Below are 17,048 nucleotides of genomic sequence, written 5' to 3' on the forward strand. Positions count from 1 at the left end.
TCCCGTCATGGCGGGACAACCCAGGTGATCTCGCCGATTGTCAGATAGACGATTGCGCCACGCACGGCACCGGTCGCAGACAGGTAGTCACGCAGTTGCCGCATATGTGCTTCGCGCACAGCAGGTGCGGGATGGACGTCGGATTTCCAATCGATGGCAGCGTCGACACGGTCTTCGATGATCGCCAAAGCGTCGGCCCGCCCGGCAATAAGGCTCGCCTGGTCGCGCCCCCAGATTGCGATTTCGGGCACAAGGTGGGGCCGCAGTTCGGCAATCTGCGGCAAAGCGAGCCCGCGGAGCGCCACTGCTCCCATCTCATAAGGATCGGGCTGAGGTTCATCGTCATTTACGTCGGTCACCAATTGATTGAGCAGTTCGCGAGCGCGGTCAACGCTTGCACCGAGTTCTCCCGCGAGCTCACCGGTAAGAAGCTCTTCCATCAGCTTGTGAAGGATGACGCCGCGGCGGGCGCCGGCACCGGCCACCTCGAAATGCTCAATGTGGCTCTCCGAAGTTACGACGCCCTCGAGAGGGTCGCCGAGTCGATCGGCATCATGTTCGCTGGGCCGGCGCCACACTATCGGCGGCGCGCTTTCCTCGACGCACCGTTGCTCGGCGGCAAAAATATCAGAAGACTGCTCGTTGGTCAGAGACGCCGGTGCCGGCATTTCGCGCCGCGCAAAGGACGTAAGGTCCAGCTCAGGAATGTCCAGCTGACGCAGGTCTATCGAGCTGAACCAGGAATCTTTGGACGCCTGGGGAATGTGGGGAAGGATCAGGAGATCCCGTGCCCGCGTGCATGCCACGTACCAGATACGCTCACGTTGATTGGCATCCTCCAGGCTTTCCGCGGCGCGCGCTGCAGCCAGCTCCGGCGGCGCGACGCCCCCCAGCATCCAGTGCAACGTGTTGTCGGACTGCCGATGCACGAACTGATCCGGCCGGTAGAGTTCGGTCGTCGAATTGACCGGAATGACAATTGGCCACTCCGATCCCTTAGCGCTATGAATGGTGACGATCTCGACGGCATCCTTGGCAGCATCGATGCGTCCTTCCTGCGCCCGGGCCTTGCGCTCCCAATCTTCCTGCAGATCGCGAATGAAAGCGCGCAGGCCAGCGATCGAGTAGCCGCGCGCCCTCTCGATCAATGCGTCGAGGTTGACGAGCGCGCGGGCATTCCTGTTGCGATGTCGCGCTGCCATGATCACGCGAACATTCAGGCGTTCGATGGCCTCCGCCAAAATCAGGCTTGGGGTCACGATTGAGGCGCGCCGACGAAGCCGCTGCAACTCGACGAGAATATCTCTGGCGACAGCATGCTGCACGAGCTCAGGATCCGTCCGCACAGTGAAAAAGCGTTGGCCGTCGGCTTGCTCGACAAGGGCTGAGGTGATGTCCAGCAGTTCCTGTTCGCTCAGGCCCACCAGCGGCCCTCGCATCAGCGCGCCAAAGGCCAGCGTGTCGGAGGAATCCGCCAGGACCCGTAGCAACGCCAGAATGTCCTGCGTTTCCTGCCGCCGCATCAGAGTCTGGCCGGCTTGCGAGGATACCGCGAGGCCGCGCTGCTCAAGCGCGCGTTCGTAACGCCACAGTTCCGTGTGTCCCGGAGAGAGCAGCGCGATGTCGCCGGCCTGCAGCGGAGTGGATGTCTTGTCCGCACGTTTTATCGACACATTGCCGATCAAGGCAGCGCAAATGTCGGCAACGCGCTCGGCTTCGGTCTCGCGAAACATTTCCGCGTAGATGCGACCCTCGGTAGCCACCTCGACGGTGAAGCGGGCGACGCAGGGAAGCGGGTGCGACGCTTCGAAGAGGGTCGGTGCGAGCGCGACATATCGGGGCTGCGAGGGCTTGGCAAAGACCGGCTCGAAGCAGGCGTTGACATGCTCGATGATCGGTTTCAGCGATCGGAAATTAGCGGTGATCTCAAGCACCGCACCATGATCCTGGCCGTCGATCAGCTGGCGGCAGAGTTCGTAGGCTTCTATGTCGGCGCCGCGAAAGCGATAGATCGCCTGTTTCGGATCGCCGACGAGGAAGAGCGCCCCGGACCGTAGCTCCGACTTCTCCCATTGTCCTGGCCGCGCTTGGGTCGCGGCGATCGAGAACAGGATCTCGCTCTGGATGCCGTCGGTGTCCTGGAACTCATCGACCAGGATGTAGCGATAGCGCTGGCCGATGGCCTGGCGCACCTCGTCATGGTCGCGGACCAGCGAGCGGACGTGAATCAACAGATCGTCGAAATCCAGGACGGCGGCAGCGCGCTTGCGCGCCTGATAGCTTTCCAGCAACTGGTCGAGGGAGGTCGACAGCGAGCACACCAACGTGCTGGCGATATGACCGACGAGCTCGCTCCAGGCGGTGACGACGGTTTCATAAAGCTCCCGGCCATCAGTTGAACCGACATCATTGCGGTGAGCGCCGAAGGCCCGCGCAGCCTCATCGTAGGTTTTTAGCTGCAGGCCTTTGCGCTCGAAGAGGAGGCCGGTTCCCGGATCGCAGAGGCGCCACAGGGCTCGGAAACTCTCTTTGCTTGCGAGGCAGTCATGATATCGCTGCGCAAGCCCGCGCAATTCGTGCGCGATGTCGGAAAGCCATGTGTCGGGTTCGGCGCTCGTCTGCCACCGGTCGAAATCGTCGACCGCCTGGACGAAATCAATGTCGGGCCGCGCGCCGGCGGACGGACGGATCGGTTGGGCGTCGGGATGCTTGCGCCGAAGGTTCGCGAGTTCACGGATGAGATCCACCACCTGAAGCGGAATCTCCTCAGCCAACACGACAATCGGGTCGCCTTCCGCGGCATCGGCCGCGAGCCGATGCGAAAACCACGCCGACAGCTCCGCCATGAATAGATTGCCGGCGACGGTGGCATCGACCACACGGGCGCCGGGGTCGAGCCCGGCCTGGACGCCATGGCTGCGGATGACCGACTGGCAAAATCCGTGAATTGTCGTCGCCGTGAGCTCGTCGAGCCGGGGAAAAGCGACGACAAGCGCCTCGCGCTGCTGCTCCGAAAGGCCCTGCGGAAGAACCGCCTCGATGAACGCGGGAACATCGCCTGCCAGCAGCTTATCGACCGTTTCCCTGATCCGGCGCGCGAGCTGGCTCGCGGCGAGCTCGGTAAAGGTGATGGCGGCGATCTCGCCAGGGTGGCGGCCGGCCGCCAGCATCATCGCCACACGACCGGCCATCAGCGAGGTCTTGCCCGTTCCCGCGGCCGCTTCGACCAACAGGATCGAGGAAAAATCGGTCATGGCCTGGCGCCGGGCCTCCTGATCGGCGAGCGTCATGTCAAGGCACTCCAGAGCTTGTTGAGCGGCTGGTTGGCTGCCCGGAACTCTGAAGCCTTGCGGCGCAGATAAGTCTCGCGATCGGCAGGAAGCGCGAGGCGCATATCGTCGTAATCGGCGTCCTGCTCCCAACGCGGCGCGATCCGGCCGCTGCGCAGGATGGTCATGGCCGCCGACAGAAAACCCGCCGCCTCGCCGACCACCGCATCGAGCTCGTCGCCCTTGAGCTCGAAGATTGCCGGATCGTCGGCGAGATAGACCAGGCGCGCCACTACGGTCCTGACTTCAGGCAGCAGCGCACGGGCCGCGATCGCATAAAGAACGCGCTGCAGCTCTCGCCCCTGGCCCAACGCAATGCGTTGATGTCTCGGAGGCGGCTTCGCGCTCTTGTAGTCGGTGATCCGAGCGCCGTCGCCGGTGGCGCGAATATCGAGCCGATCCATGCGGCCGCCGAACACCAGGCCAGTCTGCTCGATCGGGACCGTGATCGTCGTGTCCCACGGCGCGCCTTCCCCGGCGCCGCCGCCTTGCCCGAACGGCACCTCCGTCCAACTGCGCGTATCGGATCTGACCTGATCATCGGCGTTGAGGCCTCTGGCAGTGCGACGCGCGGCCTCGCTCACCGTATGCCGCCACAGGATGGGTGGCGGAACGGAACGCTGTAGTGGCCATGCGTGCAGGATCGCCGTCGACGCATCGGCGATCGCGGCTTCGATCTCATCGGCGCTGGCGCGCGCAAATCCCGGCGTCGGCTCGAGCGCTATGATTGCGCCGCTGATCAGCTCATGAACCAGTTCGCCAAACGAGGCCGCACCGAGTTGCAGCGGGTCGGATAGGAACCGGACAGAGCGCCAGCCCAGAGCGTAACGCCAGACGAACCCGAGCGGATCTCGCAACAGCCTCTGGAGCGATGTCGTCGACTGAACCCGCGTCAAGGCTCTCTCAATCGCCGGATGATTGGCTCCTGAAAGGCCATCATGCGGCGTCAATATCAAAGGCCGTTGCCAGTTGCGCCAGCAAAGCTGGCTTTGGCGAACATGGGCGAGTTGGCCGGCATCGCGGGGTCTCGCCAAAAGCCGGTCCGCTTCGCTGAAAGCATGTTCCGGAATGCGATCGCGCTTGTACACGATCTCTGCCGAAGGCCAGAGCGAGCTGGGTGACAGAACGCCGCCGTTGGGGTTGCGCAGCGAGCGGGACAAGACGAGTTGTTCATGGGTGTGCGCCTGGATGACCTCGAAATGGTGCCGGTCGCGCTCGGCGACCCCCACGGGATGAAGCCTGCGGCGGTCGAGCAAATGGTGAGGCAGCAGCGGGTCGTCGTTTTCCGAACGCGGCCAGGATCGGCTGGTGAGGCCGAGCAGCCGCGTATACGGGCGCGGACATGCGGCCAGTTGCCATGCGGGACACCAGACGACGCTATTGGCCGGATCACGCTGGTCGGCGACGCGCAGCGCTTGCAAGGAGAGCGCGATGGCTTGTGCCGGGGCGCTTCGCAGAGCCTCCTCCCACATCGCCAGGCTGGCGCCGCTTAGCAACCGCGCTCCGGCCTCTGCCGCTATGTCGGCGCCGCGCGCGAGGAGTTCGAGAACGGGAAGCAGGATTTGCTCGGCCAATTCGCCGTCGTCTCGCCGCGGCCTCGCCGCGGCCAGAACTTCTCGCCACTGGTCGAGGCTGCGCAAGCCGGCGCTTCGCGGGATTGCGGCGAACCAGTCCGGCGGCAGCCGGCTGGCGAACGGGTGCGCGGGGAGGCGCCGGACCAAGCGCCAGACCCGTTCCTGGTTGAGCCCGTTTGCGAGAATGTCGGCCAGGGCGGCACAGGCCTGGCCCTCCGGCGTGCTCAAAGCGGGCACCCCATGAGAGAAATGCAACGGCAATCCGGCACTTCTCGCATAGGCCAGAAAGTGATCGTCCCAGTCCTGTGTCGAAGTCGCGGCGATCGCGATGTCTCGCGCTTGCACCTTTCCGGTCGCCAGCAACTGCCGGGTCCAGCGCAGCGCCTCGATAACCTCCGACTTCGGGTCCGCGCTCGCCTCGGCGGATTTACGGACCGGAGTAGTCGCAGCCCTTCTTTGGATCGACCCTCTAAACCATGCGTGCTCGGCAGGCGCCGGCAGTTCCCAAGTAATGTCGGTGACCCGAGCGAGGTCATTGAGAAGAGACAGCCAAAGCGGATCGACGTCCACCACTCCCGAAAGCGTGACCGGACCCAGCAGGCTACGCGCACGATCGATCCGCTTGGCGGCTGCATCACGAAGATCGCGCGGAAGCATATGCGCGGGTGGGATGTGATCGCGAACGTAGGTCTCGACGCGATGAAGATCGTCAAACCTCGGCACCTCGCCTGCCAATGACGACAGATCGAGATCCGCCCGCCAGGCGCAATCGAGCGCGTGCAGGACCGCACGCGGCATCCCCGGCAACGCCGCCACCATTCCGATATCGCCAAAGCTTTCGGACGCCAGCGCGGCCTTGATTGCCGGATAGAGAACATCGGTGCCGGCAGGTGTGGCAAAACCACCAACCAGCCGCGCCGCAAGCAGAGGCAGAGTTACGATCTCGCGGCCGATCGCTCCGCCCCGCGCCGCAGCGGCGCGGGCGCTGCGAAGCGCCAACATACCATCGACGACGTAAGTGGAGCGACTCGGCATCGTGTTTTCGTGTTGTTGTTCCAACAGGGCACTGTGATCGCCCAAGATCACCGGCTATTGAAGCTTAGGCAAAGAAAAACTTCGGGCATTGGTGACGGAAATGCGGCTGAGTAAGCTGAGCATCAGGAATTTTAGGAACTTCCAGTCGATCGACGTCGCGCTGGCCGGCAATGTCGTGCTGCTCGGCGAGAACCGTGTTGGCAAGAGCAATCTGCTCTTCGCCATTCAGCTCATCCTCGATCCGACCCTGCCCGATTCGGCACGGCAACTGAAGCTCACCGATTTCTGGGATGGCGGGCCGGCCGACTATACCGCGCCCATCGAGGTGCATCTGGAAATCTCCGATTTCGCCACGGACATGGCGCTGACCGCGCTATTGACCGATTTCCGGGCGCGCCATGATCCGACGATCGCACAGCTTAGTTATGTCTTTCGCAAGAAGTCGGACGTTACGGGCCCGCCGCAATCCAGCGCCGACTGCGAGTTCCTGGTCTTCGGTGGTGGCGATGAAACGCGATCGCTGCCGAGCAAAGTGCGCCGCCGCATTACGATCGATCTGCTCGACGCCTTGCGCGACGCCGAAGGCCAGCTCGGTAGCTGGCGAGCCTCTCCGCTGCGCCATCTCCTCGAAGAGGCCGTCTCGAGCATTAGCCGCCCCGAACTCGACGCCGTGGCGGCCGAGCTCGACAAAGCGAGCAAGGCGCTTGAAACCCTTCCGACCATCAAGACGCTTGAAGATGAACTGCGCGCCGGTATCGGCTACCTGTCCGGAAAGGCGCATGACATCGACGCCCGTTTGAGATTCGCGCCAGCCGACCCGCTTCGCCTTTTCCGGGCTATCGCGATGTACATCGACGGCGGCAAGCGCGGCATCGCGGAGGCCAGCCTCGGCTCGGCGAACGTTGCTCTGCTGGCACTGAAGCTTGCGGAATTCGCGTGGCGCCGGAAGAAGAACGAACGCAATTTCTCGCTGCTGTGCATCGAGGAGCCGGAAGCCCATCTTCACCCGCACCTGCAGCGATCGGTTTTTTCCAAGCTGCTTGGTAATGCCGAGGCCGCTCAGGCCATGATAGTCACCAGCCACTCGCCCACCCTGGCTGCGGTCGCCCCGTTGCGGTCACTCGTCCAGCTGAAGAGGAGAGGGGGCGCGACGCAGGCATTCTCATTGGCGCATCTTCCGGTGACACCCGATGAGCTTGACGATCTCGAGAACTATCTCGACGCGACACGCGCCGAGTTGCTGTTCGCGCGTGGCGCCATCTTTGTCGAGGGCGATGCGGAAGAGGCGCTCATGCCCGTCTTCGCGTCGTCTCTCGGCCATTCGCTTGACGATCTCGGTATCACCGTCTGCAACGTCGCCGGCACGAACTTCCGCCCCTATGTCAAGCTCGCCGAGGCGCTGGCGCTGCCCTATTGCGTCATCACTGACTGGGATCCTCTGGACCGCACCAAACCGCCTCTCGGCAAGAAACGCACTATGGATCTGTGGGCAGACATGCTCACCATCCGCGGCAAGCCCCCACTGACGCCGGCGCAACTGGCGGAGTGGGAGGGAAAGGACTATGCGGCATTCAGTGCCGGTGCGATGACGACCAGCGTCTTTCTCAACGATCGGACCTTCGAAGTCTCCGTCGCCAACACGCCCGCCCTGTTGAGCTCGCTCCTCGACATCCTCAGCGACCAGGATTTCGGGTCCGTGCGAACCAAGCGAATTGCCGACTGGCGTGCAGGCACGCCAGTCGATGCCGAGCAGCTGCTCGCGATGGTTGGAAGCGTCGGCAAGGGACGACTCGGTGCCCGGCTGGCGAAAAAAGCCGCTGGTCTCCCACCGCCCCCCTACATCGCCGCCGCCCTCGCCGCCCTCGTCACGCTGGTCTCCAATGCTTAGCGACCGGGCACTTGTTCAGGCGTTGGCTGATCTAAAGGGCAACCCGGAGCAGGCGGCCGCGGTCGTCGAGAAGGGTCATTGCGTAGTGCTGGCCGGTCCGGGGAGCGGGAAGACCAAGACGCTGACGACCGCGATGGCGCGCGGGCTGATCCAGGATGTTTCCGAACCGCGTAGTGTTGCCTGTATTACCTACAACAACGACTGCGCGATCGAACTGGAAACGCGGCTCGCCCGCCTCGGGATCACGCCGGGCGACCGCGCTTTCATCGGCACCGTGCACAGTTTCGCGCTGCGCCAGGTTATCAGCCCCTACGCGCGTTGCGTACCCATGGGGCTTCCGGCAGACTTCAAGGTCGCAAGCAAGTCGCAGATGAAAGCGACAGTCGAAACGGCCTACAGGAACTCGATCGGCGGTTACGGCAACCCGCACGACCGATGGAAGTTCGCTTCCGAAAAGCGCCTTCGCGATGTCGACCGCACGCGGCCTGAATGGCGGGGACACAATCCGGAGCTGGCCGATTTCATCGAAGCGTACGAGGCGGAACTGCACCGGCAAGGCTTGATCGACTTCGACGACATGCCCCTGATCGCCTATCGCATGATCAAGGAAAATGGCTGGATTCGCGACGCGCTACGCGCTCGCTTTCCTATATTGTTTGTGGACGAATACCAGGACCTGGGCCACGCGCTGCATGAACTCGTCCTGGTGCTCTGCTTCGAAGGCGGAATTCGGCTCTTCGCGGTCGGCGACACCGACCAATCGATCTACGCCTTCGCCGGCGCCAATCCCGAATTGCTCGAGAGCCTGACGCGCCGGCCCGATGTGCGTACGATCAGGCTTCGCTTCAACTATCGATCCGGTGCAAAGATCATCCGCGCGTCGCTCGGCGCGCTTGGCGAGGAGCGCGACTATCATGGCATCGACGGCGCGCCCGACGGCGATCTGAACTTCTGGCCGGTTCCCTACGGACACGACAATCAGGCTGAAGCGGTCGCCAACACGATCATTCCCAAGCTTGTGGAGCAAGGGTTCGAGCTCGGAACAATCGCGGTTCTTTATCGGGCCGCCTGGCTCGGCGACAAGGTGGCGGCCGCCTTGAAAGAGGCGGGGATCCCTTTTGTCCGGACCGACATGAATGCGCTGGTCAAGCGAAGTTCCCGGCTGGCGCGCTTCATCGAGGAGTGCGCTCGCTGGATCACCGGCGGCTGGCGCGATGCCGAACCGCCATACGCGCGGTTGCTGTCGCAAGCGCTGACGCTGGTCTATGGGCGCCACGCCAGCGAACGCGAGGAGCAGGAGTTGTCCGTGCAACTCATGGAGTTTCTCAACACCTCGCTCGCAAGCGTCGAGACGACCCACGTCTGGCTCCAGCGCTTTTCTCGTGAACTTGTTACGCCGTGGCGCAACATTGCGCGCAACTCCGAACAGGAATGGGACGTCTGTGGGGAAATGATCACCAACACCGATCCGGCCCGAGACCTCGATCTTCCCCTCGCGCACTTCGCCGGGCGGGTCGAGGGATCAGGTCGCGTCAACCTGAGCACCCTGCACAGCGCCAAAGGCAGGGAGTTCGATGCGGTCATCGTGTATGGAGTAAACGCTTCCGACATTCCGAGCACGCGCGACAAGCAGACTCCCGCGAGCCTTCGTGAGGCCAGGCGCTTGTTTTACGTCGGAGTGACGCGCCCGAAAAAACACCTCAGCCTGGTCTACCAGGAACATCACCACTCACCATGGGTCTTCGAGCTTTACCAGCGAAGTCAGCAGGATTGAATCCCGAGTAAATCGGCGTAGTCAACCAGCTCCTCATCCGAGCTGTGCCCCTATCCTGGCGGCCGATCTTCAGCCTGACGTTCAACATGCTCGACCTTGTCTAAATCACTCGGGTACACCATTGGCGCAGCAAGGTCTCAACCTCGTGAAACCGGCGATGCATCGGTTTTGGCGCGAGATGCTCCCACCAGGCGCGATTGATCGAGACCACAAAACCTCCATTTCAATTGGTTAATGACGTCTGCTGAAACCGGACTTCTCCGATAAGGGCCGCCATTCGCGCTAAGTTCATGACGATCACCATGACGGCTGTTTCGACGGTCGGTCGCCGCACGCCGGCCCGCCATGGGCTTGCTCGACGCTCAGGTCAGAAGGACAGACGAGCGATGATCTTCGCTGGCCTCACTGCTCGGATCGAAGGTATTACGGCTTCTGGTACTTGGAAGGTCCTCAGGTTCTGAGCTTTGGATGTGGCGCCCGGTATCGCTGCCTCTGCGGAAGCAATGTCTTTTGCACTCACCTGCAGCGACTTGCAGGCTCCCTTCTCGTACCAAAGATTCTTGGCAACCGCGCTTCCCACCGCCGCCGTGATGGCAGTGGGTGCGACATCGTTCGGCGCGACTTGGCGCGTCGCGATCAACGCCTTGATTGCCTCACCGAGGATCGCAGCGGAGTCGTCGAAGCCAACCCCGCGAACTTGATCGAACCTCTTCTCCGTGCTCCCGTCAACGATGCAGTGATGCGCAATGAAGATCCAGTCGTGGATCATGTAGGCTGGGGCGTAGCCCCAAGGCGACAGCCCTTTGAAGACCTGCGCGATCTTCGGGATTGAGCCGCCGTCCGTGTACATGAGGCCCGGCTTGATCGTGCTTCCTGGCGCTGCCGGATCTGCCCTGTGGAAGATCAAGGGATCCTGAGGGTCGGGCACGAACAGGAAACTCCCGTCACCGGAACTGTTGCCCTCACCGACCCACATCACGAACAAGCTGCCGGATATCTCACCGGTGGTAAGCATTCTGGTAGTCTATGGAGCTGCACCCAGCTGCCGTTGTAACTGCGAGCGCGATCACGCTCGTAAAGAAGCGACCTGTAAATCGCCGAGACAGGCGGATCTGATCGCTGAACGCATTGTGCCGCATCGTTCCACCTCGGTCGAATAGGATGCTGATGGTATGAGACGCTGCCAAACGAACGGACGAAGTCAGAGAAAACCGACCCAGTGGCTCTCGGCGACAATCGAGATTGGCAACCCCTCGTCGCGCCAGGCGGTCGCTTTGAAAATCTTGTCGCCAAACGATGAGTGCTTCCAAGACTCCGTGGCGTAGGCACCGATCACGAGCACGTCGGTCTTTTGCGTCAAACTGCCGGCGCGGCCGCCACGATCCGCTATGGCCTGCTCGCAGTATTTTCGCTGGCCATAATTGAACGTCCCGGTGAAACAGTACGACCGACCTTCAAAGGTCAAATTCGGAGGCGGATTGCAAAGGGGCAGGGTGGTCGGCTTCAACACTTCCCCGAGTTCGAAATCTCGGTTCGAGAAGCTGTTCAACGTATCGAGAAGTTCGGTGTGTTCATCGGCATCGAGCACCCCGTCCGCAAGGATTTCATTGACCCGTCGGTACAAGGTCCGGACGATCGGCTGATCGCTAATCTCGACATTGGCGGCCAGCCACTTTTGAAGGAACTCGACTTCCGCCTTGTTGATACTTCCGTCTGCAGCGAGGCCGCGCGCTAACCCAATCAACTCATCGATCTGCCGCGAAGAAATACGATCGCCGCCGACGCGGTTGTAAAACTTGTCATCCATGGACCCCTCCCTAGCAAAGCGTCTCGCACGCTACCCCGTCACCATCCCTATCCAGCTTGCGGCCCCACGCACAGTTGTGCAGGTACCATTGGGCGTCTTCGCAGGAGCTGATTTGCGAGCAGTATCGCCGGGGCTCGCACGAAAGGCCGCGGCTTTGCGCGACCAGCTTGCGACTGATGATGCCGAGCGGCTGGCTCGACGGCGCAGCGCCGTCGCCATGCGATGCGCGCCAGTCCCAAGGCGCGTCGAACTTGCCAACCCATAGACCAAGTCTCGCCGCCTTGGCCTTTGCCTGCTGCGGCGCGTAGGCGCCGTTGCTGTAGTGCGGCCAATCGAGCGCCTGGCCATGCTCTACCATCCACGCGGCCACGCTGGCGCCGTCGGCGCGCCGGCAGTCGCCGACGAAGCGGTGATAGCGATCCCAAGTCACAAAGATGCATGCCAACGGCCTAGAGGCCGCGAGGAAGCTATCCAGCGCTTCGGCGGATCGCCGACCGCATGGATACTCGAAGCCTTTGGCGTCGTCGCAATATTGCTTGCTCTCTGGCGCATCGATCCCGCTGAACCGAATGCGCTGGCCGCGGATCTCAATCGTGTCACCGTCAATGACGGACGCCACGCCGGTCATGGGGGCGGGCTTTGGCTCGATCCAGTTCGCAGGGGTCAGGTCTGGCAAGCGGTCACTATGCATCATGACCGTCTGAGCAGCTAAGGCACCGACTGCAGCAGCGGTGACGAAAATCAACCGTCGCGGGACACTTGCCCACCGCAGTGCACGAGAGCGTTTTGCTCCAGTGCGCTTGCGCCAGCGATTAGAACGATTGTCGTAACGAGACCTATCCACACCCTATCTCCCCAAGCGGGAGAATGCTCCTAAATGTATCAGAGGTCTAGCGAAGCCTATTTGCTGATGATTCCCTTAGGAGATCACGGTTTCACTTGCCCTAGCGCAACAAGTGTCAGTGCCGAGCCGAGGCTCGTTCCGAAGCCAATATGCTCTAGCTTAGGAACTGCCGCAGCATTGTGTGGAGTCGTAGGCTATTAGTTATTGTCTTCGACCGGCGCACTTGGGCCATTTTATGTGCCATGGGTGTGTGCCCTCCGTTGACCGTGAGAAGCTCGCAGGAATCGAGATGGCCTTCAAGATCGCTTTGGCCACTGCCAACAGGTGTTTTGCGTCTCGTTGAGCTACGTAATTGGCGTCAGCATTCCTGAGGATGCGAGCGAGCTGCGATCGTGGCGAGCCGTTTGATCAGCCACAATGTTTAGTCTGGATAACCCCTCCGGACAATGGATCGCGGCGTACGCGGGTCCGATTTCGACGGCAGCTTTGCGCCTCATTCCGGCTGTTCGACCCAAACCTACGACTTACCGAAAGCTGACATTGCTACTGTCTTAGCCTTGCAAGCGTAGCCTCAAGCACTCCCTAGGAGAGGGTCGTGCGCCAGTGATCAGATCATGTCGTAGTCGCTCTCCAATCCGATAACGACTATTCGGACGCAAGCCGGGAAAGGTTCTCAATGCGATAGCGTGCTATTTGCCTCGGTAGTAGCGTATCAGTGGCTGGTGTACGTCACTATCCGGCTGCATGTGCCGGTTCGTGATGCCGGCAGCGAAGTCGCCGGGTGGCGGGAAGAACTCCTTGTCGATCAAGATGAACTGGGTCTGCCGAAGTTCTCCAGCGTTGAGCTGGTAGAGCAGTCGATAGAACCCTTCGAACTGTGCCTTATTCTCCCGCTCGCTGATGTTCTTCATCGGGGAGTCGACGATTAGGAGCTCGGGAAGAGGCGCGTGAAGCTGTGCCGCGATGCGGTGCAGGGCGATCGCGAAGCAGCATTTGAAGAGGGTCTTCTTGCCGCCGCTGCTAAGGGAGGTGAATGTCGAGCGGGTGAGGTCGCTGGGGTCGGCGCTGAGTATCGCCGGGTAGAAGTCGGGCGGGTCCAACTCGACATGGTCGTTGCGCTTGATGCCCGGTACCCCGGACAGAACTAGGCAATCTAGGAAATAGCCGGCGAAACGATCGAGGCTTGTGCGATCCGCCTCTGCTTTGCTGCGTGCCTGTTTGAGCGCCTCGCGCTTCGACTGTTCTAGGGCGACGATTTGGGCGAGAGCTTCGCGCTGCTGCTGCAGCAAAACGGGTAGGCGCAATAGCCAGGCGAAGCTCGCCAATTCGGCTTCTAGCGTGGCGCGCTCGCGTTCCTTCAGCAGGCTCATCGACAGAAAGGCAGAGTCCTGCTCGGCGATGGCGCGATTGATGTCGGCTTCGGCCTTATCCTTGGTCTGCAGCAAGTTCGACCGCTGTGCCCGCATTCTGGCAAGATTATTGTCGATCGCTGCGACGGCGTCCTTGAGCTCGGAGTATCGGCTGGCGATATCGGCCTCAAGGGCTGCGAGTTCGGCGGGATCGGCTAAGTCGACCAGATCTTCCCGACCGCACACGTCGCAGCATTGTGCTGAGCGGGCAGGCAGGGCTTGGGTGCATCTCGGGCAGGCGCTAAAGGCAACGTCCCCGAGGATTTCGCGGGCCTCCGCGGAGCGCCGGAATTTCAGGCTAAGCATATCGATTTCGTTGCGATGCCGCACGTGACGGTCCCGCATGGCGCGGAGTTCCTCGGCGTTAAGGTCGAGCTTGGCGATATCAGACCCTAGGCTCCGGGCCGTCTTCGCCAGCTCGTCGATGGCATGAGTGGTCTGGTCCTCGCGGCGCCCCTTGCGCAGCACCTCCAGCTCTGCGGTAACCTTGACTATCGACGCGCGAAGTCCCGACTCGCGCTCTGTCACTTGAGCCTCCGACTCAATGCCGACCTCCGCCAATGCCCTGGATAGGCTATCGATCGAGGCAGCGCGCGCTGTTCGATTCGCCCGGAGCTGATCGAGCTCTGCTTCCAGATCAGCGACCCGCTCGTCATGGTAGCCGATGATGTAGCGGATCACGTCGCGACTCTTGAGCCGCATGTAGAATTCCGCCGATTCTTCTAGGTAAAAAAAAGAACTGTCGATGTGGTCTTGATCGAGGTAGCAGTACCAAAGCAAGTCGCGCAATGACAAGCGAACGATCTTGCTGTCCGCCTTGGTCTTGCTCTTGCGCACACGCGGCGGGTTAATCTCCGATAGCCAGAATATTAAGTCCGATAAGGTCTCCACGCCCGTTTGCGGGATGACCTCGCCGGCAGCCACACGGGACGGGATGACGATCGAATAGCGACCTTGATCGTCCTCCCAGGATGCAAAGACGTCGGCTGCGTCCCGGGCCCGCTCAATGCTGAGCGTAGCCCGTTCAAGCTCAAGGGTCAGGGTCGCCGAGACGAACTCGGACTGCAGCGCGGGGGACAGCTGGATAGTGCCCCCAAGACAGTAGTCGACCAGCCGGGCGATGCTCGACTTGCCCGCACCCATCTGCCCCCAGAAGTAGCTTAGCTTTGAGAAGTTGATCTGATCGTCGGCACGGCGCAGCGACAGTTTTAGGGATATGAGATTAAACTTCATTGCCGCTCTCCACTGAAAGCGGAAGTCTCCGCCGCCGGGTCGCTGGCGCCGATCTCAGCGCCCCATTTCATGCCAGCGATTTCCGGGACGATCTCGTAGACGAAGTCTTTGAGTTTCGTGGCCGACATGGCGCCGACCGCTTTCATCAAGACGGCGCCTCGCGTCTCGAAGTCCTTGAAGGTCGGACGGTTGGCTAGATCGTCGGCCAGGGCGCGGCCGCGTTCAGTCAAGCCGATTTCGATCTTGCGGCCGCTGAATGACAGGGTAATGAGGTCGCGAGATGATAGGAGGCTGAGCCAGCGCCGATAGCGTCCGTCCCACGGCCCGTAGCGGAACCGGATCATCTTCGTCTCGACGGTCGTGCGTTCTCGCGGCAGCACCGCCGCGTCGGCCGGCGACTTGTCTAGCGCCTCCAATGCCCGCTCCAGATAGACCGGGTATCGCAGCAGGAAGTCCAACTTTGCGAGTTTGGTTATGCCCTCGATTGGCTTCGGGGCACTCTTGCCGCGCTTGTCGGCGCTTCGCAGGAGCACCAGCAGGCGGGCGAGATGTAGACCGTCGGCGTTCTCGGCATCAGCCGCGGCCTTGAGGACGGAAAGGCTCACCCTTCTCCTCCATCGATCTGAAAACGGTCGCTCCACCACACGCGGCAATCGTCGGTCAAAAGCGCTGCGGTTCCCATAAGCAGTTCATAGGGCGCGCCTCCAAGCAAATCTTTCCGCTTGGTCTCCAAGCTGCGTAGACGGGTCGCCACCTCATTGAACATGGCCTGCCCGAATGGTGCGCCGGGGGTATGAAGCGCCATGTAGGATTCTAGGCATTCTCCGTGAACCGCCTCTTCCACTTGTCGTAGCTGGCGGGCCGCCGCCACGGGATCCTTGGCCTGCTCTTCCAGAAAATGATACTCTGCCGCCTGCTCGCGAGCCTTCATGTAGTCGACCAGGGCGCCGACGCCGCCGCGCGCCAGCTTCTGCTCCAAGATCCGCTTCGGCCGAACTTGACCGAGGCTGATGGTCGGCGAGCCTTGGTAGCGGAATGTGTCGCTGATCCTCGACACCGGGACCAAAGCCACATCAGCGATGATAATGCGTTTGGCCGTGATCACCGGATCGTCAATCGTCCCCGAGGCAACTTTCGCAAGGTGACGATCCGGGTCGACCACATACAGCGATGCGGCGCGGTGGAATCGGGCGACGAGGTCGTTGCAGAGCTCGCGGAGAGGATCCGGCGCGAGGTGCGCACATTCGCTTAGTCCGCCGATATGTTCTTGAGCGAGTGCTGCATCGAATTCTTCACGCGAGGGGCCTTTGACGATTTCGAGCCGGCGCAACACTTCGAAGAGATGCGCTTTCTCCGCGCCGAGCTCCGCCGCCAAGGCGCCGAAGGTGTTCCGAAATGGCGGCTGTATCCCGTCGGCTTCGCTGCAGGATCTCACGTGGTCCAGCATGAGGCGGGGGCAACGGCCGCGACGCTTGTCGTCCGTGCTGGCCGGTGTAACCGAATCCACGTCGGAGTTAGACACGAATACGAACTTCCCGACCTGGCCGGGAAATGCAGTCACGAGATCGACGAAGCGGCCGATCGACTTGGTGAGGGCGGCGGACGCAAGCGTCCAAGCACCGTTTTCAGGTCTTGATGTCTTGATCTGGTAGCCGTCGAAGAGGCCATCGGGCCGTTCGGCCAGGAAGTCTTCGTGGTGTTCACAATACAGGGCGATGTAGTTGAGCGTGCCGCGCCGCACCGCTGCCAGAATCACCACGCCATACTGATGCTGGTAGCGAAAGTTGCGTTCAGTTTCGTCGCCTGGATCCCTGCTGGCAGTATTTTCCAGCCGAGCAGGGACTGTGACTTCCTGTACTTGAATGTCGCCGCTACTCAACCGAAACGAACCGGATTTTTTGAAGCATAACTAGTCGCCCTCCCGCGCAGATAATTCTAATCAGATTTCACTTTTCCTACAACGGTACACACGCCGCTTTATCTGGTATCGCGCCGCAATTATCTGAAACGCCGCGTCGCGGATGTCGCTTGCGCCCCTCAAGCGATCACAACTCGTCGAATGTTCGATGGGATTTGGTAGGTGCCCGGCTCAGCCTGAAAGCACGCAATGGCTGATATTCCGACCGTCAGTTGGTGGCAGCAATTATGCGGACGG

At 61.6% G+C, this 17,048-nt stretch carries 10 protein-coding genes; 2 read left to right on the forward strand and 8 right to left on the reverse strand.

Features of this window, described 5'->3' with window-relative positions; all coding sequences use genetic code 11:
- Window positions 1-5: 5 nt before the first annotated feature.
- Both LB559_RS06355 and LB559_RS06360 read right to left on the reverse strand, forming a co-directional pair.
- Window positions 6-3,290 (reverse strand): UvrD-helicase domain-containing protein, encoded by a 3,285-nt coding sequence (locus LB559_RS06355; RefSeq protein WP_224673591.1) that lies wholly within the window; start codon window positions 3,288-3,290, stop codon window positions 6-8.
- The gene (locus LB559_RS06360) at window positions 3,287-5,983 is read right to left on the reverse strand and encodes a PD-(D/E)XK nuclease family protein (protein WP_126070495.1); all 2,697 of its coding nucleotides are present in this window, start codon (window positions 5,981-5,983) and stop codon (window positions 3,287-3,289) included. The genes LB559_RS06355 and LB559_RS06360 overlap by 4 nt, the downstream gene beginning before the upstream one ends.
- A gap of 55 nt (window positions 5,984-6,038) precedes the next feature.
- Between LB559_RS06360 and LB559_RS06365 the strand changes: the two genes are divergently transcribed.
- A complete protein-coding gene (locus LB559_RS06365; protein ID WP_224673594.1) occupies window positions 6,039-7,826 on the forward strand; it encodes an ATP-dependent nuclease in 1,788 nt (595 codons plus the stop codon).
- A complete protein-coding gene (locus LB559_RS06370; protein ID WP_126070494.1) occupies window positions 7,819-9,600 on the forward strand; it encodes an ATP-dependent helicase in 1,782 nt (593 codons plus the stop codon). The genes LB559_RS06365 and LB559_RS06370 overlap by 8 nt, the downstream gene beginning before the upstream one ends.
- 367 nt (window positions 9,601-9,967) lie before the next feature.
- Here LB559_RS06370 and LB559_RS06375 read toward each other — a convergent pair whose 3' ends face one another.
- From LB559_RS06375 to LB559_RS06400, 6 genes are all read right to left on the reverse strand, one after another.
- Window positions 9,968-10,615 carry a hypothetical protein gene (locus LB559_RS06375; RefSeq protein ID WP_126070493.1) on the reverse strand — a complete coding sequence of 216 codons (648 nt, stop codon included), beginning with the start codon at window positions 10,613-10,615 and terminating at the stop codon, window positions 9,968-9,970.
- Between the two features lie 186 nt (window positions 10,616-10,801).
- Entirely contained in the window at window positions 10,802-11,407 is a 606-nt protein-coding gene (locus LB559_RS06380) for a BRCT domain-containing protein (protein WP_095775707.1), read from the reverse strand.
- 10 nt (window positions 11,408-11,417) lie between these two features.
- Complete coding sequence (locus LB559_RS06385; protein WP_224673595.1) at window positions 11,418-12,083, reverse strand: thermonuclease family protein; 666 nt, start codon at window positions 12,081-12,083, stop codon at window positions 11,418-11,420.
- An 857-nt stretch (window positions 12,084-12,940) separates the two neighbouring features.
- On the reverse strand, window positions 12,941-14,893 hold the full coding sequence (locus LB559_RS06390; protein WP_126070491.1) for a hypothetical protein: 1,953 nt from the start codon (window positions 14,891-14,893) through the stop codon (window positions 12,941-12,943).
- Window positions 14,890-15,498, reverse strand: a complete 609-nt coding sequence (locus tag LB559_RS06395) for a hypothetical protein (protein WP_126070490.1) — start codon at window positions 15,496-15,498, stop codon at window positions 14,890-14,892. Before LB559_RS06395 ends, LB559_RS06390 begins: the two co-directional genes overlap by 4 nt.
- Window positions 15,495-16,772: a dsDNA nuclease domain-containing protein gene (locus LB559_RS06400; protein WP_126070489.1), complete on the reverse strand. Its 1,278-nt coding sequence runs from the start codon at window positions 16,770-16,772 to the stop codon at window positions 15,495-15,497. Before LB559_RS06400 ends, LB559_RS06395 begins: the two co-directional genes overlap by 4 nt.
- Between the last annotated feature and the right edge of the window lie 276 nt (window positions 16,773-17,048).

This window comes from Mesorhizobium sp. BR1-1-3 (genome assembly GCF_020165455.1).
Classification (GTDB): domain Bacteria; phylum Pseudomonadota; class Alphaproteobacteria; order Rhizobiales; family Rhizobiaceae; genus Mesorhizobium; species Mesorhizobium ciceri.